The following is a 22,055-nucleotide window of genomic DNA, read 5'->3' on the forward strand; positions in this document are numbered from 1 at the left end:
CGGCGCGTCACGGGCCGCCGATCACCAGCGGCACCGGTTGCGCATGCGGCAGCCGCACCCGCACCACGGGGGAATCGATGTCGCCGGCCTGGCGGTTGGCCTGGCCGGAGGCGGACACGCGCGCGAACACCTCCACCTCCTGCAGCGCCGACAGCGGCTGGGTGGGCATCGGGCTGTCGGCGTCGTCCAGCGTCACCTGCAGCGGCAGGTCGGCCAGTGCGTGTTTTTCCACGGCCACCGGCATCGGCGGGCCACCGGGCACGCGTGCGATGACGAAGACGCTGGCGCCGGCCGGCAATGGCTGCCGGGCGGCGAACGCCGGCGCCAGGCTCACCGTGACCACCAGCGAAGGCGAAGGCGAAGGCGAGGCCGAGGCCGTTGCCGGCGATGCGGCGGCGGCGGGCAGCCCGGCCTTGTCGCGGGCGATGGCGATCTGCTCGCGCAGTGCCGTGGCTGCGCCGGGTTCAAGCCGGGGCAGCAGGGCTTCCCAGGTGGCGGCCGCCTCGGCGTCCTGGCCGCGCTGGCGCTGGGCGATGCCGATCAACCAGCCGGCACGCTCGCTGCCGGGGGCGAGCTGCTGCGCATGCCGCAGCCATTGCAGCGCGGTGTCGTCGAATCTCCTGGCCGGGTCGGCCTGGGCGCGTGCCTGCGCCGCTTCGACCAACACCTCCGGTTCGTCCGGGGCCAGCTGCAGGGCGCGCGCATAGGCCGCGTTGGCTTCGGCCAGGTTGCCCAGCGCCTGCTGCGAGCGGCCGAGCAGGGCCCAGCCATCGGCGCGCTGCGGATCGCGCGCCAGCGCCTCCTGCAACTGCGCCACGCCGGCCTGCAGGGTGGCCGGCTCGCGCGCGGCGGGCGCTACCGAGGCGGCCTGCGGCGTGCCCACCAGCGCATACAGCGCATAGCCGGACACGCCCAGCGCCAGCACCATGGCCATCAACGGGCCGCGCCGCGCGGCGGTGCGCAGCGGCCACAGCACCGCCAGGCCGATGCCGGCGGCGGCCAGCGCGGCCAGGAAGGGCAGCCAGGCGACGCTCACCAGCGCTCCTCGCCGGCGTCCATCAGCTGCACCTGGCGGCTGCGCCGACGCACCACCCAGGCCAGCACGCCGGCACCCAGCACCAGCAGCACCACCGGGCCAAACCAGAGCACGCTGTTGCGCGCGTCCATGGCCGGGCGATACAGCACGAAGTCGCCGTAGCGCTCGACCAGGAACTGCTTGATCTGGGTGTCGTCGCGGCCCTGCTGCATCAGGGTGAGCACTTCGCGGCGCAGGTCATGGGCGATCTGCGCGTTGGAGTCGGCCAGCGACTGGTTCTGGCATTGCACGCAGCGCAGCTCGGCGGCCAGCGCATGGAAGCGTGCCTCCTCGGCCGGGCTGCGGAACTGCAATGGCGTGGGATCGGACACGGCCTGGGCAAACAGCAGCCAGGGCATCAGCAGCATGGCCATCAGCAGGCTGCCGAGCCACCGGCGGACGGGCCGCCGCAGGCGGCGCTCAGGGCGCGGCGGGCAGTCGGTTCTGGGCGTTGGCATTGGCGCGCTCCACCTTCTGCAGTTCCGGGATCAGCTGGGTATCGATCACCCGCTGGCTGAGTGCGCCGCTGTATTTCCAGCGGACCACGCCACTGGCATCGACCAGGAAGGTCTCCGGCGCGGCGGTCACGCCCCAGTCGATGGCAGTGCGGCCTTCGATGTCGCTCAGCACCAGCACGAACGGGTTGCCCAGCTGCTCCAGCCAGCGCAGCGCATCGGCCGGTTCGTCCTTCCAGTTGTAGCCGATCACGCGCACGCGCTTGGTTTCGGCAAAGCGGGTCAGGATCGGGTGTTCTTCGCGGCACGCCGCGCACCAGCTGCCCCACACATTGAGCACGTAGGGCGCGCCGCGCAGTTCGGCGCTGCTTACCTTGAGGGCGGGGTCATGCAGCACGGGCAGGGTGAACGCCGGGGCCGGCCTGCCGATCAGCGCCGAGGGCAGCACGTCGCGGTCCGGGGCACCGGATTTCATCACCCCGTAGATCATCAGCCCGAGCAGCCCGAAGAAGAACAACACACCGATGACGATGGCCACGGGCGGCAGCGGACGGGAAGCGGGACGCGGATCGGACACGGGCAACTCCAGGACTCAGGGACGACGGAAACGGCGGTCGGCGGCGGTGACAAAGCCGCCCAGTGCCATCAGCAGCGCGCCCAGCCAGATCCAGCGGACGAAGGGCTTGACGTGCACGCGCACCGCCCAGGCATTGTTGCCCAGCGGCTCGCCCAATGCCACGTACACATCGCCGTTGAGGCGGGCATGGATGCCGGCTTCGGTCATGACCTGGCCGCCACTGGCATACGCGCGCTTTTCCGGATGCAGCAGCGCCAGGGGGCGACCGTCGCGCAGCACCTGCACGTGACCGCGGTCGGCGTTGTAGTTGGGGCCCTGCTGGTGATCCACGCCCTCGAAGCGCAGCTGGTAGCCGGCCACCGCCAGCGTCTGCCCGGGCGAGAGGGCCACTTCGCGCTGCACGTTCAATGCTTCCACCAGCAGCGCGCCGGCCAGGAACACCGCCACCCCGCCGTGGGCGAGCAGCATGCCCACCATCTCCGCGGTGAAGCGGCCATTGCCGCGCAGCCGGGTCCACACGAAACGGCCGGTGCCCAACGCCACCCACGCCGCCGCCGTCACGCCTGCGGCGGTCTTGAGCGCGCCCTGCGGGGCCATGAAATAAGCGATGGCGCCCAGCAGCAGGGCCAGCGCCGCCCACGGCGCCAGCACTGCCAGCGCACGCGACGCCTGGTCGCGCTGCCAGTTGACCAGCGGGCCAAACGGCAGCAGCGCCACCAGCGGGGCCATCAGCAGCAGGAACAGGGTGCCGAAGTAGGGCGGGCCCACCGACACCTTGCCCAGCCCCAGCGCGTCGGCCAGCAGCGGGTACAGCGTGCCCAGCAGCACCATCGCGCAGGCGGCGGCCAGCAGCAGGTTGTTGGCCAGCAGCAGGGTCTCGCGCGAGGTGGCCAGGAAGCCGCGGCGCGGATCGTCGCTACCCAGCGCGCCGGCACGCAGCGCATACAGCAGCAGCGCCCCGCCGATCACCAGCGCCAGGAAGATGAGGATGAAGGTGCCGCGCGAAGGATCGGCAGCGAAGGAATGCACGCTGGTGAGCACGCCCGAGCGGACCAGGAAGGTGCCCAGCAACGACAGCGCGAACGCGGCGATGGCCAGCAGCAACGTCCAGCTGGCGAAGCTGCCGCGTTTTTCGGTCACCGCCTGGGAGTGGATCAGGGCCGCGCCGGCCAGCCACGGCATGAAGCTGGCGTTTTCCACCGGATCCCAGAACCACCAGCCGCCCCAGCCCAGCTCGTAGTAGGCCCACCAGCTGCCAAGGGCGATGCCCAGGGTCAGAAAGCCCCAGGCCACGTTGGTCCACGGCCGCGTCCAGCGCAGCCAGCGCGCATCCACGCGGCCATCCAGCAGCGCGGCGATGGCAAAGGCAAAGGGCACCGCGAAGCCGACGTAGCCCAGGTACAGCATCGGCGGGTGGATGATCAGCCCGGGATCCTGCAGCAGCGGGTTGAGGTCATGGCCCTCCAGCGGCGCCGGCAGCAGCCGCGCGAACGGATTGGAGGTGAAGATCAGGAACGCCAGGAAACCGATGCCGATGATGCCCAGCACGCCGAGCACCCGCGCCAGCACTTCCATCGGCAGGCGCCGCGACCACAGCGCGACCGCGCCGTTCCACAGCGCCAGCACCAGCGCCCACAGCAGCAGCGAGCCTTCGTGCGCGCCCCATACCGCCGAATAGCGATACGCCAGCGGCAGCAGCGAGTTGGAATTTTCGGCCACGTAGCGCACCGAGAAATCCTGGCTGACGAAGGCGGCGGTCAGCACGCCGAAGGCCCCCAGCAGCAACGCGAGCTGCGCGAAGGCCGCCGGGCGCGCCACCGCCATCCACGTCTCGTATCCACGCTGGGCGCCCCACAACGGCAGCACGGCCTGCAACACCGCCATCAGCAGTGCGCACACCAGCAGGATCTGCCCCAGCTCGGGCAACACTCAGCGCGCCTCCGGTGCGGCGACCGGGACGTCATGCTTGGTGTGTGCCTGGCCCATCTTGTCGGCCACTTCCTTGGGGATGTAGTTCTCGTCGTGCTTGGCCAGCACTTCGTCGGCGATGAAACGACCGTCCTGCAGCCGGCCCATGGCGACCACGGCGGTGCCTTCGCGGAACATGTCCGGCAGGATCCGCGAGGTGCTCACCGGCAGGGTGGCATCGCCATCGGTGACCACGAAGTGCGCCTCCAGCGAGCCTTCGGCGCGCTGGAAGGAGCCCTTGACCACCATCCCGCCCAGCCGGAACCGCGACTGCGGGTCCACATCCCCGCGCAGCACCTCGGCCGGCGTATAGAGATAGGCGATATTGCGCTGCAGGGCGAAGGCCACCAGCGTGGTGGCCAGGCCCGAGGCCAGCAGCAGTACCAGCACCCACACCATGCGGCGGCGCTGGCCCGGGGTCATCGGCCCAGCTCCGTGTCCAGCGCGGGCAGCGGCTGGGGCCGGGTACGGGCCTGCAGCCGCTGCTGGCGGCGCAGTGCCTGCGTCCGTGCCCGCCGCACGCGCAGCCAGGAGCCCAGCGCATCGCTGCCCAGGACCAGCACGAAGACCGCGTAGGCGGCGATCAGGAATGGCACGTGGGTCATCGCGGCAGCTCCTCGCCGGCGGCCGCGTCCACGCCGCCGAAGCGCTCGCCGACCCAGGCCTTGCCGGCTTCACGGGTAAGGTTGTCCGCGCGCGCCTTGGCCAGCAGCGAGCCGGCGAACCACAGTTTGGTGGCCACCACCATCCACCACAGCGGGGCGATCAGTTCCGGCCGCACCGCGTTGGTGCCGAACACATTGACCGACTGGCGCTGGTGCAGGCCGCCGAACCAGTCCACCGAATAGCGGATCACCGGCAGCAGCCCGACCCCGACAATGGCCAGCAGGCCGGCCGCGCGCGCGGCGCTGCGGCGGTCTTCGATGGCGTGGTACAGGCCGATCACGCCCAGGTACAGGAACAGCAGGATCAGCTCACTGGTCAGGCGCGGGTCCCAGTCCCACCAGCCGCCCCAGGTGCCCTTGCCCCAGATGCTGCCGGTGAGCAGGGTGATCAGGGTGAAGCCGGCGCCCATCGGGGCGCAGGCCATCGCCAGGATCTCGCAGATCTTGATCCGCCAGACCAGCGCGATGACCGAATAGAAGGCCATCAGCGCGAACACGAACAGGCTCATCCAGGCGCTGGGCACGTGGATGTAGATGATCCGGAAGGCGTCGTTCTGGCTCTGCTCGGCCGGCACCACGAACAGCCCCTGCCAGATGCCGAGCAGCAGCACCGGCAACGCGGCCACGTAGAACACGCGCGACCAGCGCGCGGCGAAGCGGTCGAAGGTGGGCGGCGAGGCGAGTTGGTGGAACCAGCGGACGATAGTGTGCATGCAGCGGTAGCTATCCAACGAAGGGCGACGATTCAACGGACATGGAGCGGCTTGTTGAACGATGACGCTCGAAACGGTGGTGCGGTGAACGGTGACTCAACTCAACGAAATCCGGATCGCCGCGGCGGTGGCCAACGGTGCAAGCACCAGCGCCACCACCAGCCCGGCGCCCAGCAGCAGCAGCGCCGCGACCGGGTCCTGCCCGCGCGAGGCCGCCGCCACGCTGCCTGCACCGAACACCAGCACCGGTACGTACAGCGGCAACGCCAGCAACGCCACGAGAATACCAGAGCGCCGGATGCCCACGGTCAGCGCGGCCACCACGCCGCCGATCAGGCTCAATACCGGCGTTCCCAGCAGCAACGATGCCAGCAGGATCGGTAGTTGGTCATGTGGCAGATGCAGCATTTCCGCCAGCAGCGGGGTCACCAGGATCATCGGCAGGGCGGTGGTGGCCCAGTGCAGCAGCACCCGCACCAGCACCAGCCAGGCCAGCGGCACCGGGGCCAGCAGCCATTGTTCAAGCGTGCCGTCCTCGGCATCGCTGCGGAACAGCGCGTCCAGCGCCAGCTGGCCGGCCAGCAGCACCGCTAGCCACAACACGGCCGCGGCCACCTGGCCCATCAGCTGCGGCTCGCGGCCCTGGGCCAGCGCGAACAGCACTACCACCAGCACCGCAAACAGCAGCGGCTGCAGTGCATCGCCGCGCCGCCGCCAGAGCAGGCGCAGGTCGCGCGTGGCCAGGGCGCGGGCGGTCTGCCACAGGCCCGGCTCGGTACCCGGCGCGATCATGCCGCCGCTCCCAGGCTGAGCAGCCGGGTCTGCACCGGCGGGGCCGCGTAGGCGCCATGGGTGGTGACCAGGGCGGCACCGCCGGCGCGCAGGTGCGCGGAAATCATCCGGTTGACCAGGTTGATGCCCTCCAGGTCCAGGTTGGCGTAGGGCTCGTCCAGCAGCCACAGCGGGGCCGGCGACAGCCACACCCGGGCCAGCGCCAGGCGCCGTTTCTGCCCGGCCGAGAGCTGGCGCACCAAGGTGTCCTCGTAGCCGGCCAGGCCGACGATGGCCAGCGCGTTGCCCGGCATCTGCCGCGACCGGCGCCCGTGCAGGCCGCACAGGAAATGCAGGTTTTCCAGCGTATCCAGGTCGCCCTTCAGCGCGGGCAGGTGGCTCAGGTAGGCCACGAACTGCGACCGCTCCTTGTGCCCGGCCGGGCGGCCGTCGATCTGCACCTGCCCGGCATCGGCGCGCAGCAGGCCGGCCAGCACGCGCAGCAGCGTGGTCTTGCCGGCGCCGTTGTCGCCCTGCACCAGCAGCGCCTCGCCGGCGTCGATGTGGAAATCGAGCGGGCCAAACACCGGTTCATCGTTGCGACTGAAGGCCAGGCCCTGTGCGGCCAGCAACGGAGGAGCGTTCAAGGGCAGGTCTTTGCGGCGGTAAGGGCGTCCATTGTATCGGGGGCAGGGCGGGGCGGTGTTGCGTACACTTGGCTTTCCCCCTTCCTTCTTTCCGGCCGATGCAACCGCAGACCAAGCTGCCCAAGGTGGGCACCACCATTTTCACCGTGATGTCCCAGCTGGCCGCCGAGCACGGCGCCGTGAACCTGGGCCAGGGCTTTCCGGACTTCGCCGCACCGCAGCGCCTGATCGATGAAACCATCGCGGCCATGCAGGGCGGCCTGAACCAGTACCCGCCGATGACCGGCGTGGCGCCGCTGCGCCAGGCCATCGCGCAGAAGTCGCGCGACCTGTACGGCGCGCAGGTCGACCCGGACACGGAAATCACCGTGACCAGCGGCGCCACCGAGGCGATCTTCAACGCCATCCACGCGGTGGTGCGCCCGGGCGAGGAAGTGATCGTGCTGGACCCGGCCTACGACTGCTACGAGCCGGCCATCGACCTGGCGGGCGCGCGCGCGGTGCACGTGCCGCTGGACCCGCAGACCTTCGCGGTGGATTGGGACCGCGTGCGCGCGGCGATCACCCCGCGCACCCGCCTGCTGATGGTCAACACCCCGCACAACCCCTCCGGGGCGATGCTCACCGCCGCGGACATGCAGGCGCTGGCCGACGTCCTGCGCGGCACCGGCATCTACCTGATTTCCGACGAGGTCTACGAGCACATCATCTACGACGGCCGCCAGCATGAATCGGCGCTGCGTTACCCGGAGCTGCGCGAGCGTGCCTTCGTGATCTCCAGCTTCGGCAAGACCTACCACTGCACCGGCTGGAAGATCGGCTATGCGATCGCCCCGCCGGCGATGAGCGCCGAGTTCCGCAAGGTGCACCAGTACAACACCTTCACCAGCTTCGGCCCGGCCCAGTACGGGTTCGCCGCGATGATCCGCGACGAGCCGGCGCACCATCTGGAACTGGGCGCGTTCTACCAGGCCAAGCGCGACCGTTTCCGTGAGCAGCTGGCCGGCACCCGGCTGAAGGCGCTGCCGGTGCCCGGCGGCTACTTCCAGCTGGTGGACTATTCGGCCATCAGCGATCTGCCCGACCACGAATTCGTGAAGTGGCTGACGATCGAGAAGGGCGTGGCCGCGATCCCGCTGTCGCCGTTCTACGAGACCGCGCCGGCAGGCCAGCGGCTGGTGCGGCTGTGCTTTGCCAAGAACGAAGCCACGCTGGACGCGGCGATCGAACGCCTGCAGGCACTGTGACCGCAAAGGGGCTACATGGACCGTGCCGCTTTCTTTGAACTTCTGAGGCAGGATTTTTTCCCGATCCTGCGGAGAGAGGGATTCCGTGGGTCGGGAAATTCGCTCCGACGGGTGAGCGGGCCGCTCGTCCATGTCGTCAATTTCCAAGCGTCCAGCAGTGGAGGTCGCTGCTATCTCAACCTGGGCGCGCACCTTTCCTTCCTCCCCGTCCCGGGGGGGAAGGATGCCCCGCCAGATCAGCTGGATGAAGCCTCCTGTGCTTTCCGACTCCGCGTTCAAAGCCCAGATCCGTCAGGAGGTTGGGTTTATGGAGAATCGGCGGATCAGGCGAAGGAATCCCTGACCGGCCTGGTGTCCCGCTGGTCTCACGTCGGGAAGGCGTTTTTCGAGACTTTCGCGACGTATCCAGACAGCTTCGTGTCGATCCTGGATAGCCTGGACCCAAGCGCGATGCGCTCGCCCGATCTGCTCATCCACGCCCGCATTGCAATGCACCTGGGCCGGGTGGAGCAGGCAACTCAGCTGGTCGAGGCAGGGCTGCGAGACTGCCCGCCGGTCGCATCGTCGTTGCGAGCGAACCTGCGCCGCGTGGTGCCTCCAAGCCCGTGATCTCCGTTTGATCGGTACTAGAATGCACGCAACTCCTTCTTCCCCCCGATGCCACCCACATGAATGACCTGCGCATCTCCCTGGTCCAGGGCGACACCCGCTGGCACGACCCGGCCGGCAACCGCGACTATTACGGCGCGTTGCTGGCGCCGCTGGCCGGGCAGACCGACCTGGTGATCCTGCCGGAAACCTTCACCAGTGGCTTCTCCAACGAGGCCATCGACAAGGCTGAAGGCATGGACGGCCCCACCGTGGCCTGGGTCCGCGAGCAGGCCGTGCGGCTGGGCGCGGCGGTCACCGGCAGCGTGCAGCTGCGGGTGGGACAGGGCGTCTACAACCGCCTGCTCTGGGCCACGCCCGACGGTGAGCTGCAGCACTACGACAAGCGGCACCTGTTCCGCTACGGCAACGAGCACCTGCGCTATGCCGCCGGCAGCGATCGCCTGAGCGTGGAATGGAAGGGCTGGCGGATCAATCCGCAGGTCTGCTACGACCTGCGTTTCCCGGTGTTCTGCCGCAACCGCTTCGACGTGGAGCGCCCCGGCGAGCTGGATTTCGACCTGCAGATCTTCGTGGCCAACTGGCCGTCGGCGCGGGCGTATCCGTGGCGCACGCTGCTGCGCGCACGTGCGATCGAAAACCTCTGCTACGTGGCAGCGGTCAACCGCGTGGGCGTGGACGGCAACGACCTGCACTACGCCGGCGACAGTGCGGTGATCGATTTCCTCGGCCAGCCGCAGGTGGAAGTGCGCGAGGTGGAGCAGGTGGTCACCACCACGATCTCGGCGGCGGCACTGGCCGCGCACCGCGCCCGCTTCCCGGCGATGCTCGATGCCGATGCGTTCACCCTGGACGGCCCGGTCGACGCTGCCTGAACGCGGGCCTGACGGGCGCGCGTGGCCTCATCCAGGCCACACGCGCCCGCTGCTAGATTCGCCTCGTTCCCACTGCGTACGAGCCGATTGCATGAAGACCTTCTCCCTTGCCCTGATCGCGTTGGCCGGCCTGTCCACGGCCTCGGCCGCGCAGGCGGCCGGCAACATCGACTGCGAGCTGCACTACAACCTGGCCGGCTGGTCGGTGCTGTACAAGACCGCCTCGGGCACCGGCACCATCAGCTGCGACAACGGCGCGCGCATCCCGGTCAAGATCACCGTCAAGGGCGGCGGGTTGACGGTGGGCAAGTCCAAGATCGTGGACGGCAAGGGCAAGTTCTCCGGCGCGTATTCGCTCAACGACCTGATCGGTTCCTACGCCTCGGTGGAAGCGCATGCCGGCGCGGACAAGTCCAGCAACGCGCAGGTGATGACCAAGGGCGACGTGTCGCTGGCCCTGGCCGGCACCGGCAAGGGCTGGGACCTGGGCGTGGGGTTGGGCAAGTTCACGATCGAGCGGCGTTGACGGTTGCGCGATCGCGCGGGAGGTAATGTGCAGCCACCCATGGGGTGGCTCTACCTCCCCCCATGAAAAAACCCGGCCTTGGCCGGGTTTTTTTATGGGACGCGTGGGCGATCAGCCGCCGCGCGGGCCGCCACCGCGGTGGCCGCCGCCGCCCGGGCCGCGGCTGCCGCCGGGACGACCGCCCGGGCCGCCGGGACCACGACCCCCGGGGCCACCCGGGCCACGGTTGCCGCCCGGACCACCGGGACCGCGGTTGCCACCCGGGCCGCGCGCGTTGGCGCCGCCCGGGCCACGGGCACCGGGGGCACGGTTGCCGCCGGGACCGCCCGGGCCGCGGTTGCCCGCCGGGCGCGCGTTGCCGTACGGGCTGGCGCCCGGGTTGGCGTGGTCGGACGGGAAGCTGGGGGCATTGCCCGGATGGCCGTACGGGTGACGGGACGGGCCCTGGCCACTGCGGTTGCCACCGGCGCCGGCACCGGCCGGACGGCCCTGGCCGCCGTAGCCGCCACGGCCCTCGCCACCGCGGTTCTCACCGCCGTAGCCGCCACCGCCGCCGTAGGCCGGACGGCCTTCGCTGCGGCCTTCGCCACCGAACCCACCGCGCCCCTGGCCGCCTGCGCCGCCCGGACCCTTCGGCTTGCCATACGGACGGCCCTGGCCGCCCGCGCCGGCGCCGGCACCCGGACCACGCCCGCCCGGGCCACGGGCAGCGCCCGGACCGGCATTGCGGTGGTTGCTCGGGCCGGTGCTCACGCCATCGGGCACGTACCAGCTGCGGAACGCGGCCGGGTTGCCTTCGGGCAGCGCCCGGTTGCCCTTGTCCGGACGCGCCTTGAACGGACGCTGCGACTGCTTGGCCGCCGCTTCACCGCTGACGGTCAGGCCGCCCTTGAAGCCGCCGCCCTTGCCACCGCGACCGCGGCCGCGGTCTTCGCGCACGTTGTCGAAACGACGCAGCTCGCGGCCTTCATCGGCCTGGTTGTGGCCGTTGACGTAGGCATTGCCCCGGCCACCTTCGCGCGACACGCGCACGGTGGTCTTGGCCGCGCGACGCTGGCCGATCACCGGCTGCAGGGTCAGCGCCGACGGCGCGCCTTCTTCCAGCTTCAGTTCGGCGCGCAGCGCCTCGACCTGCTTGGCCGGCAGCTCCACCGACTGGCCGCGCAGCAGCTCGCGGGGCAGGGTGACCTTGCCGTAGCGGGTGCGCTTGAGGCGGCTCACCTGGCAACCCTGGGATTCCCACAGGCGGCGCACTTCGCGGTTGCGGCCTTCCTTGACCACCACGCGGAACCAGTCATGCGAATCGGTGCCGCCGATGCGTTCGATCTCGTCGAACTTGGCCGGGCCGTCTTCCAGCGCCACGCCACGGGCGAGGCGGTCGACGATGTTGTCGGGCACCTTCTCTTCGCCTTCCGGGGCGCGCACGCGCACCACGTACTCGCGTTCCACCTCGTAGGAGGGGTGCATCATCGCGTTGGCCAGCTCACCGTCGGTGGTGGCCAGCAGCAGGCCGGTGGTGTTGATGTCCAGGCGGCCGATCGCGATCCAGCGCGCGCCCTTCAGGGCCGGCAGCGCTTCGAACACGGTGGGGCGGCCTTCCGGGTCTTCACGGGTGGTCACTTCGCCTTCGGGCTTGTTGTAGGCCAGCACGCGCGAGGTCTCGGTCAGCGCGGTGGCCACGAAGCCACGGCCGTCCAGCTCGACCTTGTCGCCGCTCTTGATCGACATGCCGGTCTGCGCCACTTCACCGTTGACCTTGACCAGGCCATCGGCGATGCGCTGCTCCAGCGCGCGGCGCGAGCCGAGCCCGGCCTGGGCCAGCACCTTGTGCAGGCGTTCTTCCAGCTTGGGCTGGTCGGTGGCGGATTCGCGCTTGAGCGAAAGCTTGTTCAAAGACGGCTTGCGAGGGGTGTCACTCATTTACTTGGCTCCGGCCGGCAACGGGTGCGTCGGCCTCTGGTTCGGGATCGGCTTCGTCAACAGCCACGGTCGTCGTCGCGACGGCGTTGTCTTCGGTTTCGTTCTGGGGCGCCGCGCGCTCTCCCGGCGCGGTATCGGGTTCGCCATCAGGGGCGGTCATTCCTGCATCGTCGTCGGCAACCGGCAACGGTGCATTCAATTCGGTATCGGGGACGTCCGCCGCGGCGGTGTCGGCCCTATTGTCCTGCTCTGCAAGCTGTTGCGCCAGTCGGGCATCGGCCAGCGCCGCACGCTGGGCCAGCCGCGCCGCCGCCGGATCCGCCGGCTCGGCCGGCTCGGCACCCTCGGCACCCTCGGCCGCAGGCGGGGTGTCATCGTTGGCCGCCGCTTCGTCGGCATCCGCATCTGCATTCGCGTTGGCATCGGCCTCCGCCTCGGGCGTGGCGGCACCAGCGGCCAGGCGGCCGGCCGGTTGGCCGTCGCGGTCCAGCGGCAGCTGCGGGTCCAGTTCGCCCAGGTCGCGCAGCTCGGACAGCGGCGGCAGCTCGTCCAGGCGCTTGAGCCCGAAATAATCCAGGAAGCCCTTGGTGGTGCCAAACAGCGCCGGCTTGCCGGGCACGTCGCGGTGGCCGATGACCCGGATCCACTCGCGTTCTTCCAGCGCCTGGATGATGTTGCTGCTGACCGCCACCCCGCGCACCTGCTCGATCTCGCCGCGGGTGATCGGCTGGCGGTAGGCGATCAGCGCCAGGGTTTCCAGGGTGGCGCGGGTGTAGCGGGTCTTGCGTTCGGTCCACAGCCGGGTGATGTAGCCGTGCACTTCGTTGGTGACCTGGAAGCGGAAGCCGGAGGCCACCTCGACCAGTTCCACCCCGCGCTCGGCGCAGCCCTGGCCCAGCAGTTCCAGGGCGCGTTCGATGCTGCCCGGGGGCGCCGGTTCCTCTTCGGGAAACAGGCCCTGCAGCTGCGCCAGGGTGAGCGGCTGGCTGGAGGCCAGCAGCGCGCCTTCGACGATGCGGTTGATCAGCGGTTGATCCATGCGTGGACGTTGCTCAGTCGGATTCGTTGGCGGCGTCGTGGTCGTCGAACTCGCTGTTGAACTGCAGCGGTTCGTTGGTGTTGCCGGCGGCCAGGGACTTGACGTAGATCGGCGCCAGCGGTGATTCCTGGACGATGTCCAGCAGTTGTTCCTTGGCCAGTTCGAGCAGGGCCAGGAAGGTGACCAGCACCCCCAGCTTGCCTTCCTCGGCGGTGAACAGCGTTTCAAACCGGTAGAACCGGCCATCCTCCAGGCGCCCGAGCACATCGCCCATGCGCTGGCGAACGCTCAGGGCCTCGCGTTTGATCGCGTGGCCGGTGAACAGCTCGGCGCGCTTGAGCACGTCGTGCAGCGCCATCAGCATTTCCTTCAGGTCCACCGGCGGCGGCAGCTTCACCGCCGCCCGGTCGGGCACGAAGGCATGGGCCAGGCTGGTGTCGCGGTCCTGGCGTGGCAGGCTGTCGATATCTTCGGCGGCCTGCTTGAAACGTTCGTACTCCTGCAGCCGGCGCACCAGCTCGGCGCGCGGGTCGGCTTCCTCGCCCTCGACACTGGGCGGCCGCGGCAGCAGCATCCGCGACTTCACTTCGGCCAGGATGGCCGCCATCACCAGGTACTCGGCCGCCAGTTCGAAGCGCAGCTCCTGCATGACGTTGATGTACTCGACGTACTGCCGGGTGATCTCGGCCACCGGGATGTCCAGGATGTCCAGGTTCTGCCGGCGGATCAGGTACAGCAGCAGGTCCAGCGGACCTTCGAAGGCATCCAGGATGACTTCCAGCGCATCCGGCGGGATGTACAGGTCCTGCGGGATCTGCAGGACCGGTTGACCATGCACCACGGCCAGCGGCATTTCCTGCTGCTGTGGGGCGGTCGGCCGGGTTTGCGGGTTCGCGTCGAGCGCGAGTTCGGAAGTCATCAAGATTGACGTCAGTATTGCAACGGACCAGTCGCCGTGCCGTGCCCGTGGCCGGAGCATTCCGGGCGGTGCGAAGGCGGGCAATGACACGCCTGTGTCGGCGCGGTTCCACACATCAAACAGCAAGGCGCGCCGCGATGGGCAGCGACAGGACTACGGGGAGGTCGTCTACGTGGACTGGCGTGGGGCAGCGGGTCGATCGTCGGGCGGCGGTGAAGCCTTTGGCCGACGGGGCTGCTGCGGTCCAGCCACGTGCAATGGACCCAAGAGTACGGGTTCAGGCCGGCAGTGTCCAGCCAGGCGGGCTAGAATCGCCGGGTTCGTTTAGCTGAGCCTGGGAGTTGCCTGTGTGGTATGTGATTGAAGGCTATGACGGTGCCGACGTGTTGCCGGCCCGGATGGCGGTGCGCGCCGAGCACCTGGCCCGTTTGACGGCCCTGCGCGATGCGGGCCGCTTGCTGCTGGCCGGCCCGTGCCCGGCCATCGACAGCGAAGACCCCGGCCCGGCCGGCTTCAGCGGCAGCGTGGTGATCGCCGACTTCGATTCGCTCGCCCAGGCCCAGGCGTGGGCCGATGCCGACCCCTACGTGGCCGCCGGCGTCTATATCCGCGTGCAGGTGCGCCCGTTCCGCAAGGTGCTGCCGTGACCCGCGTCGAACGCATCCGCGCGGCCCTGCAGCAGGCGCTGGCCCCGGAGCTGCTGGAGGTGGAGGACGACAGCCACCGGCACGCCGGGCACGAAGGCGCGCGCGACGGGCGAGGGCACTTCAACGTGCACGTGGTCAGCGCCGCCTTCGAAGGCAAGCTGCCGCTTGCGCGCCACCGGGCGGTCTATGCCGCCCTGGGCAGCCTGATGGAGACCGATATCCACGCGCTGTCCATCCGCGCCGAAGTGCCAGTCAAAAACGGCTGAAAGCCTTGTCCTGCCTTGTCCTGGCGAGTCCCGAGCGGGCCCGCCAGGGACAGCTTTACGTTACCGCCGTGCGACATTGGCCTAACGTAGTGTTTACATTCAGGATTGAAAACGCTTACATTCCGCGCCAAGCCCCAGATCTCTAAGCCGTGGAGGGCGGCGAAGTGAACAAGGCAGCCATCACAATCAAAGATGTAGCCCGCGAAGCCCGGGTCTCCGTGGCCACGGTGTCGCGTGCGCTCAATGGGCATGAAAATGTCGCCGAACCGGTCCGCAAGCTGGTGCTGGAGGTGGCCGCGCGCCTGCGCTACACCCCGCATGCCGCCGCGCGCAGCCTGAGCAGCCGGCGCACCAACACCATCGGCGTGGTCCTGCCGGACCTGTACGGGGAGTTCTTCTCCGAGCTGATGCGCGGCATCGACGGCGCCGCGCGCGCCCGCCGCCAGCACCTGCTGGTGTCCAGTTACCACGGCGACCAGGAGCAGCAGGGCGCGGCACTGCGCGCCATGCGCGGCCGCGTGGACGGCCTGCTGGTGCTTTCGCCCTATGCGGAGAGCCCCGGCTTCCTGACCGACAACCTGCCCCAGGCGTTGCCCACGGTCCTGATCAACACCTACCTGCCCGAGCAGGATCATCCGGTGCTGAGCATCGATGACCATGCCGGTGCGATGGCGATGACCCGCCACCTGCTGGAGGTCGGTCACCGCCGCATCGCTTTCATTTCCGGCCCGGACCTCAACTTCGATGCACGCGAACGCCTGCGTGGTTTCCGCGACGCGCTGGCCGCGTTCGGGGCCGGGGCGGCGGGCATCGAGTTGCCCGGCGACTTTGACGAAGCTTCCGGCCATCGTGCCGGACAGGAGTTGCTGGCAGCCGGTGCGCTGCCCGATGCGGTGTTCGCTGCCAACGACATGATGGCGCTGGGTTGCCTGTATGCGTTCGCGCAGGCAGGCGTGCGGGTGCCGGCCGATGTCGCCCTGGCAGGGTTCGATGACATTCCGCTGGCGCGTTTCGTTCACCCTTCGTTGACCACGATGCAGGTGAGTATCGCCGAGCTCGGCGATAAGGCGATGACGCGTCTGTTGCAGTTGATGGACGGCAACAACACGGAAGCGGCCGGTGACAAGCAGACGCTTGTGCCGCGCCTGATCGTGCGTGATTCAAGCAAGCCCAGAAACGAGTCGTAGGTCGCGACCGTTGGTCGCGACGCTTTAAAAAAACAGCAGTCCAAAAAAGACAGGCGGCCGCAACGACGGCCACCACCACCCGGAGATTCACATGACGTATTCCAATCACCGCCACCGTGCGCCCGCGCGCAGCCTGCTGACCAGCGCCCTGGTCACCTGCCTGATGCTGGGCGCGGCCCCGAGCCTGATGGCGCAGTCGGCCACTTCCTCGCTGCGTGGCCAGGTTGCCCAGGCCGACGCCGGCACCGAAGTGACCGCCACCAACGTGGCCAGCGGCACCGTGCGCCGCGCGACCACCCGTGCCGACGGCAGCTACTCGCTGATGGGCCTGGACCCGGGCACCTATGACGTGGTGGCCAACGGCCAGACCCAGAAGGTGACGGTGACCGTGGCCTCGACCGCGACCCTGAACTTCAGCGGCGCGCCGGCCAACGGCGGCACCGCCAACGCCACCAACCTGGATACGGTCAACGTGGTCGCCCCGACCCTGTTGCAGGAAGTGCGCACCTCCGAAGTGGGCAAGACCGTCAGCCTGCAGCAGATCCAGACCACCCCGCAGGTGTCGCGCAACTTCCTGGAGTTCGCCGACGCGGTGCCGGGCATGATCTTCACCCGCGATGCCAAGGGCAACACCTCCCTGCGCGGCGGTGCCACCAATGCCGACGGCACCAACGTCTACATCGACGGCGTGGGCCAGAAGAGCTACGTCAAGGGCGGCGGCGTGGCCGGCCAGTCCGGCAGCGCCGGCAACCCGTTCCCGCAGCTGGCCATCGGCGAATACAAGGTCATCAGCGGCAACTACAAGGCCGAATACGGCCAGGTCTCCAGCGCCGCGGTGACGGCGGCGACCAAGTCCGGTACCAACGAGTTCAAGGGTGAAACCTTCTACCGTTACACCAACGAGGACATGCGCGCCAAGACCCCGGCAGAGCGCCAGGCCGGCCAGACCAAGGAAGTGTCGGCCGAGAAGGAATACGGCTTCGCATTGGGTGGCCCGATCATCCAGGACAAGGCGCACTTCTTCGTGACCTACGAAGCCAAGCGCTTCGACCTGCCGGTCACCATCGCCCCGGAAGGCTCGGTCACCAACCGCGTCGGCCTGCTGCCGGCAGACGCCGCCGCCGGCCTGGGCCCGGCCAGCCAGCCGTTCCAGCAGGACCTGATCTTCGCCAAGATCGACTTCGAACCGACCGACAATGATCGCATCGAGCTGACCTTCCAGGACCGCGACGAAACCCAGCAGCAGTTCAGTGGCCAGACCGCGCCGGAAGCCGGCAAGGAAACGGTCAACACCGACCGTCGCTACGCGCTGCGCTGGAACCACAGCGGTGAGCGTTACTACAACGAACTGATGGTCACCCATGAGGATTCGTTCAACAACCCGACCCCGCTGACCATCGCCAACGGCTACATCTACACCGCCCCGGACGGCACCGAAGACCGCACCCTGGTCCGCATCGGCGGCGCATCGGCGCTGGATTCGCAGGTGAAGGGCCAGAAGGGCTGGTCGATCGAAGACAACCTGACCCTGGACGGCATCGAGTGGGCCGGCGACCACACCATCAAGATGGGCGCCAAGTACAAGGAAATCGACCTGTACGCCTCCGACGCGGCGCAGATCAACCCGGCCTTCACCTACACCCTGGGCGATCCGGACTTCCCCTCCGACATCCCGTACAAGGCGCAGTTCGTCAAGCCGGTGACCGGCATTGGCGGGGTGAGCTCGGAAGTCCGTTCGAAGTCCAAGCAGATCGGCCTGTTCATCCAGGACGACTGGCAGGTCAACGACCACCTGCAGCTGAACCTCGGCCTGCGCTGGGACTACGAAAAGACCCCGTCCTACCTGGATTTCGTGACCCCGACCGAAGTGGTCGACGCGATCTACTCGCAGGATCCGCGCGCTCCCGCAGGCCAGACCTACGCCGATTCGCTGGCGCTGGGCGGCCTGAACATCGGCGACTACATCAGCAACGGCCACAACCGCAAGGCGTTCAAGGATGCCTGGCAGCCGCGCCTGGGCTTCTCGTATGACATCAACGCCGACGAGCAGCACGTGATCCACGGCGGCGCCGGTCGTTCGTATGACCGCGACCTGTTCGACAACCTGCAGCTGGAAACCACCAAGCTGGCCCTGCCGCAGCCGACCATCTACTTCCGCAACCCGGCCACCGGCAGCTGCCTCAACGGCCAGGCCGCCTGCTACGACTGGAACCCGAACCTGCTCAATGGGATCGGCAACCTGCAGAACCTGGTCGGTGCGACCAGCAATGCCGGCCTGGAAGTGGACCTGCTCAACAACAACCTGAAGGTGCCGTACTCGGACCAGTTCAGCCTGGGCATGAGCAACCAGATCGGCGAGTGGCTGACCGATGCCACCATCGCGCGCACGCTGAGCTACGACGGCTTCGCCTTCACCCTGGGCAACCGTTACCCGACCGGCCAGTTCTTCGATGACCCGCGCCTGTGCGGTGGCACCGACCCGGGCCTGAGCCAGGCCTGGAGCTGCAACGTGCCGGGCTTCGGCAGCCTGATCATCGGCCAGCAGGGCATCAAGACCCGCGCGACCCAGGTGCTGCTGTCGGCGCAGAAGCCGTTCACCAAGGAAAGCGGCTGGGGCACCTCGATCGCCTACACCTGGACCACCGCCCGCCACAACCGCGACATCAACGAGCATTACGCCTTCGACCGCGGCCTGATCGAGGACTACCCGACCATCCGCTCCAACGGTGCCCCGCGTCACCGCCTGGTGCTGACCGGGTCGTATGCCGGCTTCTGGGACATCACCTTCGGCGGCAAGATCACCCTGGCCACCCCGACCGCGGTGAACGACTGGTACCCGGTGGTGCAGGCCAGCGGCTTCGACCTGCCGACCCCCGGTGCGGCCGTGCCCGACGGCAACGGCAAGTTCCTGGTCGGTGGCAAGATCTTCGGCTACCGCTCGGTGGACCTGCAGGCCACCAAGACGTTCAAGATGCCGGGCGATACCGAGCTGTACGCGCGTATCGACATCATCAACGTCTTCAACTTCGACAACTTCTCCAACTACAACTACACCAAGTCCAACGGCAAGCTGCTGGCCAGCTACAACGAGACCGGCGATATCGTCGGTACCCCGCGCCAGGTGAAGGCGGAAGTGGGCTTCCGCTTCTGATGGATACCGGCGCCGCCTTCGGGTGGCGCCGGGTGGGACGTACCGGCAGTTTGCCGGTACGGGCAGACCGCCGGCCGGGGCAACCCGGCCGGTGGACTGCACAGGCGATTGTCGTCCCAGGATGGGCAATCGCGTGTGCGGTCGGGACGGAATCCGCCGTCATGCCGCGGATTTTTTTGGATCGTGATCTGTAAACGGTTTCAGTCGGGTAGAGGCTATGCTCTCCAGCACGAACATGCGCAAAAGGTGGTGGTCGATGAATGCACGTCGGGTAATGTCGTTGGCTCTGCTGTCCGCGGCCATCACCGGTTGCCAGCAGCAGGCGCCCGAGCAGCCCGCCAAGCCCAAGCCGCCGGTGATCCTGGTCGAGGCCGACGTGCCGCCCCGGCCGATGAAGCCGGAGCTGCCGCCGCTGTTCGACGACATCGAGCGCCGCACCTTCCAGTTCTTCTGGGACACCACCAACGAAGTCAACGGGCTCAGCCCGGACCGCTACCCGTCGCGTCCGTTCGCCAGCATCGCCTCGGTCGGCTACGCGCTGACCGCCTATCCGATCGGCGTGGAAAACGGCTGGGTCAGCCGCACCCAGGCGGTGGACCGCACGCTGCTCACCCTGAAGTTCTTCCGCGACCTGCCGATGGGCCCGCAGCGCACCGGCAAGGGCGGTTACAAGGGCTTCTACTACCACTTCCTGGACATGCAGCAGGGCCGTCGCTACGACAGCTGGGTGGAGCTGTCCTCGGTGGATACCGCGCTGCTGATGATGGGCGTGCTGTTCGCCCAGTCCTATTACACCGGTGACGATGCGCGCGAGAAGGAGATCCGCGAGATCGCCGACACGCTCTACAAGCGCGTGGACTGGCCGTGGCTGCAGCAGCGCGCGCCGCTGATCTCGATGGGCTGGTTCCCCGAGAGCGGCTTCATCGACCACGACTGGATGGGCTACAACGAGGCGATGATGGTCTACATCCTCGCCCTCGGCTCGCCCACCCACCCGGTCAGCCCCGACGCCTGGACCGTGTGGACGCGCACCTACGACAACGACTGGGGCGTGTACCAGGGCCAGGAATACCTGTCCTTCGGCCCGCTGTTCGGGCACCAGTACACCCACGTGTGGGTGGACTTCCGCGACATCCAGGATGCCTACATGCGCGAGCGGGGCAGCACCTACTTCCTCAACAGCCGCTCGGCCGCGCTGGCCCAGCGCGAGTACGCCATCGCCCACCCGATGAACTGGAAGGACTACGGCGAGAACGTGTGGGGCCTGACCGCCAGCGATGGCCCACAGAACACCACCCAGGAATACCGCGGCGAGCAGCGTCAGTTCCGCCATTACTCCTCGCGCGGCGCCGGCCTGCGCGAGAACTTCGACGACGGCACCATCGCCCCGACCGCGGCCATCGCCTCGGTGGTGTTCGCGCCCGAGGAAGTGATCCCGGCCACCGAAGAGATGCACAAGCGCTACGGCGACTACATCTATTCCAGCTACGGCTTCCTGGATTCGTTCAACCCCAGCTTCAACTACGACATCCCGATCAAGACCGGGCGGATGGTGCCCGATCGCGGCTGGGTGGCCAGTGATTACATCGGCATCGACCAGGGCCCGATCCTGACCATGATCGCCAACTACCGCAACGATTTCGTCTGGGATGTGATGAAGAAGAACCCGCACATCCGCAAGGGCCTGGAGCGCGCCGGTTTCTCCGGCGGCTGGCTCACCCCCGAAGGCGAGCAGCAGCCGATGGAGCTGCAGAAGGATGAAAAGGCGGCCTCGGCCCGCTCGGTCGGCATCGCCGAATCGCGCGCGGCGGCCGCCCAGGAACAGAAGAACAATTCCAATTCGAACCGCAACCAGCCGCAGGGGAAGTAAGCAGTGCCATTGTCGTCGCGCCCTAAGCTGGGGTTGAGCCTGTTGTTGCTGCTGGCCAGCAGCGTGTTGTTGAGTGCCTGCCGGAAAGAGCCGGAAGGGGTGACCGTGCGGTTCTGGGCGATGGGCCGCGAAGCGGAGGTCGTCACCAGCCTGATCCAGGAGTTCGAGGCGGAGAATCCCGGCATCCACGTGGACGTGCAGAACATCCCGTGGACGGCCGCGCACGAGAAGCTGCTGACCGCCTTCGCCGCCGACGGCCTGCCCGATGTCTGCCAGCTGGGCAACACCTGGATCCCCGAGTTCGCCGAACTCAACACGCTCACCCCGCTGCAGCCCTTCGTGGCGCAGTCCAAGGTGGTGGACCCGGCCGACTACTTCCAGGGCATCTGGGATACCAACGTGGTCCACGACGCGCTGGTCGGGGTGCCGTGGTATGTCGATACGCGCCTGCTGTACTACCGCAAGGACCTGCTGGCCCAGGCCGGCTACGACCACCCGCCGCGCACCTGGGCGGAGTGGAACGAGATGATGGCCGCCATCAAGAAGATGCAGGGCCCCAAGCGTTATGCGGTGCTGATGCCGATCAACGAGTTCGAGCAGCAGTTGTCCTTCGCCCTGCAGCAGCCGGACCCGCTGCTGCGCGACGATGACACCCGCGGCAATTTCAGCAGCCCCGGCTTCCGCCGGACGCTGGGCTTCTACGAGAACATGTTTGCCCAGGAATGGGCCCCGCGCATGTCCGAAACCCAGATCTCCAACGTGTGGGACGAGTTCTTCCGCGGCTTCAACGTGTTCTACCTGTCCGGCCCCTGGAACATCCGCGAGTTCAAGAAGCTGCAGCCCAAGGAACTGGAAGGCAAGTGGGGCACCGCCGCACTGCCGGGCCCCGACGGCCCCGGGGCGGGCATCGCCGGCGGCACCAGCCTGG

The 22,055-nt window shown here is 68.4% G+C and carries 22 protein-coding genes; 10 read left to right on the plus strand and 12 right to left on the minus strand.

Annotated features, from left to right (window positions below):
* Positions 1-7: 7 nt before the first annotated feature.
* From RSA25_RS05080 to ccmA, 9 genes are all read right to left on the minus strand, one after another.
* Positions 8-1,039: a tetratricopeptide repeat protein gene (locus RSA25_RS05080; protein ID WP_332807839.1), complete on the minus strand. Its 1,032-nt coding sequence runs from the start codon at positions 1,037-1,039 to the stop codon at positions 8-10.
* Positions 1,033-1,443: a cytochrome c-type biogenesis protein gene (locus RSA25_RS05085; RefSeq protein WP_332807840.1), complete on the minus strand. Its 411-nt coding sequence runs from the start codon at positions 1,441-1,443 to the stop codon at positions 1,033-1,035. The genes RSA25_RS05080 and RSA25_RS05085 overlap by 7 nt, the downstream gene beginning before the upstream one ends.
* Positions 1,444-1,495: 52 nt before the next feature.
* The gene (locus RSA25_RS05090; protein ID WP_332807818.1) at positions 1,496-2,107 is read right to left on the minus strand and encodes a DsbE family thiol:disulfide interchange protein; all 612 of its coding nucleotides are present in this window, start codon (positions 2,105-2,107) and stop codon (positions 1,496-1,498) included.
* Positions 2,108-2,122: 15 nt separating this feature from the next.
* A complete protein-coding gene (locus RSA25_RS05095) occupies positions 2,123-4,036 on the minus strand; it encodes a heme lyase CcmF/NrfE family subunit (RefSeq protein ID WP_332807819.1) in 1,914 nt (637 codons plus the stop codon).
* Entirely contained in the window at positions 4,037-4,498 is a 462-nt protein-coding gene (gene ccmE, locus RSA25_RS05100; RefSeq protein WP_332807820.1) for a cytochrome c maturation protein CcmE, read from the minus strand.
* Entirely contained in the window at positions 4,495-4,680 is a 186-nt protein-coding gene (locus tag RSA25_RS05105; protein ID WP_332807821.1) for a heme exporter protein CcmD, read from the minus strand. The genes ccmE and RSA25_RS05105 overlap by 4 nt, the downstream gene beginning before the upstream one ends.
* Positions 4,677-5,453: a heme ABC transporter permease CcmC gene (ccmC, locus tag RSA25_RS05110; protein WP_332807822.1), complete on the minus strand. Its 777-nt coding sequence runs from the start codon at positions 5,451-5,453 to the stop codon at positions 4,677-4,679. The genes RSA25_RS05105 and ccmC overlap by 4 nt, the downstream gene beginning before the upstream one ends.
* A gap of 96 nt (positions 5,454-5,549) precedes the next feature.
* The gene (gene ccmB / locus RSA25_RS05115; protein ID WP_332807823.1) at positions 5,550-6,245 is read right to left on the minus strand and encodes a heme exporter protein CcmB; all 696 of its coding nucleotides are present in this window, start codon (positions 6,243-6,245) and stop codon (positions 5,550-5,552) included.
* Positions 6,242-6,871: a heme ABC exporter ATP-binding protein CcmA gene (ccmA, locus tag RSA25_RS05120; protein ID WP_332807824.1), complete on the minus strand. Its 630-nt coding sequence runs from the start codon at positions 6,869-6,871 to the stop codon at positions 6,242-6,244. Before ccmA ends, ccmB begins: the two co-directional genes overlap by 4 nt.
* 98 nt (positions 6,872-6,969) lie before the next feature.
* Here ccmA and RSA25_RS05125 point away from each other — a divergent pair, with 98 nt between their 5' ends.
* The 4 genes from RSA25_RS05125 (at position 6,970) to RSA25_RS05140 (ending at position 10,128) form a co-directional block, all read left to right on the plus strand.
* Positions 6,970-8,118 (plus strand): pyridoxal phosphate-dependent aminotransferase, encoded by a 1,149-nt coding sequence (locus RSA25_RS05125; RefSeq protein WP_332807825.1) that lies wholly within the window; start codon positions 6,970-6,972, stop codon positions 8,116-8,118.
* Positions 8,119-8,133: 15 nt separating this feature from the next.
* Positions 8,134-8,727, plus strand: coding sequence for a DUF4304 domain-containing protein (locus RSA25_RS05130; RefSeq protein ID WP_332807826.1), 594 nt, complete (start codon positions 8,134-8,136; stop codon positions 8,725-8,727).
* 59 nt (positions 8,728-8,786) lie between these two features.
* On the plus strand, positions 8,787-9,602 hold the full coding sequence (locus RSA25_RS05135; protein ID WP_332807827.1) for an amidohydrolase: 816 nt from the start codon (positions 8,787-8,789) through the stop codon (positions 9,600-9,602).
* A gap of 91 nt (positions 9,603-9,693) precedes the next feature.
* A complete protein-coding gene (locus RSA25_RS05140) occupies positions 9,694-10,128 on the plus strand; it encodes a hypothetical protein (protein WP_332807828.1) in 435 nt (144 codons plus the stop codon).
* Positions 10,129-10,239: 111 nt separating this feature from the next.
* On the opposite strand, the gene RSA25_RS05145 is transcribed toward RSA25_RS05140, so the two are convergent.
* Genes RSA25_RS05145 through RSA25_RS05155 form a run of 3 tightly spaced genes read right to left on the minus strand, consistent with a single transcriptional unit; the run spans position 10,240 to position 14,132 of the window.
* Positions 10,240-12,048 (minus strand): pseudouridine synthase, encoded by a 1,809-nt coding sequence (locus RSA25_RS05145; protein ID WP_332807829.1) that lies wholly within the window; start codon positions 12,046-12,048, stop codon positions 10,240-10,242.
* Positions 12,041-13,087 (minus strand): SMC-Scp complex subunit ScpB, encoded by a 1,047-nt coding sequence (scpB, locus tag RSA25_RS05150; protein ID WP_332807830.1) that lies wholly within the window; start codon positions 13,085-13,087, stop codon positions 12,041-12,043. The genes RSA25_RS05145 and scpB overlap by 8 nt, the downstream gene beginning before the upstream one ends.
* A 13-nt stretch (positions 13,088-13,100) precedes the next feature.
* The gene (locus tag RSA25_RS05155; RefSeq protein WP_332807831.1) at positions 13,101-14,132 is read right to left on the minus strand and encodes a ScpA family protein; all 1,032 of its coding nucleotides are present in this window, start codon (positions 14,130-14,132) and stop codon (positions 13,101-13,103) included.
* Positions 14,133-14,353: 221 nt separating this feature from the next.
* On the opposite strand from RSA25_RS05155, the gene RSA25_RS05160 reads away from it, so the two are divergent.
* The 6 genes from RSA25_RS05160 to RSA25_RS05185 all read left to right on the plus strand — a co-directional run.
* Positions 14,354-14,653 carry a YciI family protein gene (locus RSA25_RS05160; RefSeq protein ID WP_332807832.1) on the plus strand — a complete coding sequence of 100 codons (300 nt, stop codon included), beginning with the start codon at positions 14,354-14,356 and terminating at the stop codon, positions 14,651-14,653.
* Positions 14,650-14,919 (plus strand): BolA family protein, encoded by a 270-nt coding sequence (locus RSA25_RS05165; RefSeq protein WP_332807833.1) that lies wholly within the window; start codon positions 14,650-14,652, stop codon positions 14,917-14,919. The genes RSA25_RS05160 and RSA25_RS05165 overlap by 4 nt, the downstream gene beginning before the upstream one ends.
* Before the next feature lie 149 nt (positions 14,920-15,068).
* On the plus strand, positions 15,069-16,106 hold the full coding sequence (locus RSA25_RS05170; RefSeq protein WP_332807834.1) for a LacI family DNA-binding transcriptional regulator: 1,038 nt from the start codon (positions 15,069-15,071) through the stop codon (positions 16,104-16,106).
* A gap of 91 nt (positions 16,107-16,197) precedes the next feature.
* Positions 16,198-19,257: a TonB-dependent receptor gene (locus tag RSA25_RS05175; protein ID WP_332807835.1), complete on the plus strand. Its 3,060-nt coding sequence runs from the start codon at positions 16,198-16,200 to the stop codon at positions 19,255-19,257.
* A gap of 274 nt (positions 19,258-19,531) precedes the next feature.
* Positions 19,532-21,127 (plus strand): glucoamylase family protein, encoded by a 1,596-nt coding sequence (locus RSA25_RS05180; RefSeq protein ID WP_332807836.1) that lies wholly within the window; start codon positions 19,532-19,534, stop codon positions 21,125-21,127.
* A gap of 27 nt (positions 21,128-21,154) precedes the next feature.
* A partial coding sequence (locus RSA25_RS05185; protein WP_332807841.1) for an extracellular solute-binding protein occupies positions 21,155-22,055 on the plus strand: 901 nt, incomplete at its 3' end.

This window comes from Stenotrophomonas sp. (assembly GCF_036662295.1).
Lineage (GTDB): Bacteria > Pseudomonadota > Gammaproteobacteria > Xanthomonadales > Xanthomonadaceae > Stenotrophomonas.

Excerpts from the sequence above, each read along its gene's own strand:
- RSA25_RS05140 (WP_332807828.1), top strand. The coding sequence starts at position 9,694 with ATGAAGACCTTCTCCCTTGCCCTGATCGCGTTGGCCGGCCTGTCCACG.
- ccmB (WP_332807823.1), bottom strand. The coding sequence starts at position 6,245 with ATGATCGCGCCGGGTACCGAGCCGGGCCTGTGGCAGACCGCCCGCGCC.
- RSA25_RS05105 (WP_332807821.1), bottom strand. The coding sequence starts at position 4,680 with ATGACCCACGTGCCATTCCTGATCGCCGCCTACGCGGTCTTCGTGCTG.
- RSA25_RS05175 (WP_332807835.1), top strand. The coding sequence starts at position 16,198 with ATGACGTATTCCAATCACCGCCACCGTGCGCCCGCGCGCAGCCTGCTG.
- ccmE (WP_332807820.1), bottom strand. The coding sequence starts at position 4,498 with ATGACCCCGGGCCAGCGCCGCCGCATGGTGTGGGTGCTGGTACTGCTG.
- RSA25_RS05180 (WP_332807836.1), top strand. The coding sequence starts at position 19,532 with ATGTCGTTGGCTCTGCTGTCCGCGGCCATCACCGGTTGCCAGCAGCAG.
- RSA25_RS05145 (WP_332807829.1), bottom strand. The coding sequence starts at position 12,048 with ATGAGTGACACCCCTCGCAAGCCGTCTTTGAACAAGCTTTCGCTCAAG.
- ccmC (WP_332807822.1), bottom strand. The coding sequence starts at position 5,453 with ATGCACACTATCGTCCGCTGGTTCCACCAACTCGCCTCGCCGCCCACC.
- RSA25_RS05130 (WP_332807826.1), top strand. The coding sequence starts at position 8,134 with ATGGACCGTGCCGCTTTCTTTGAACTTCTGAGGCAGGATTTTTTCCCG.
- RSA25_RS05085 (WP_332807840.1), bottom strand. The coding sequence starts at position 1,443 with ATGCTGCTGATGCCCTGGCTGCTGTTTGCCCAGGCCGTGTCCGATCCC.
- RSA25_RS05135 (WP_332807827.1), top strand. The coding sequence starts at position 8,787 with ATGAATGACCTGCGCATCTCCCTGGTCCAGGGCGACACCCGCTGGCAC.
- RSA25_RS05125 (WP_332807825.1), top strand. The coding sequence starts at position 6,970 with ATGCAACCGCAGACCAAGCTGCCCAAGGTGGGCACCACCATTTTCACC.
- scpB (WP_332807830.1), bottom strand. The coding sequence starts at position 13,087 with ATGGATCAACCGCTGATCAACCGCATCGTCGAAGGCGCGCTGCTGGCC.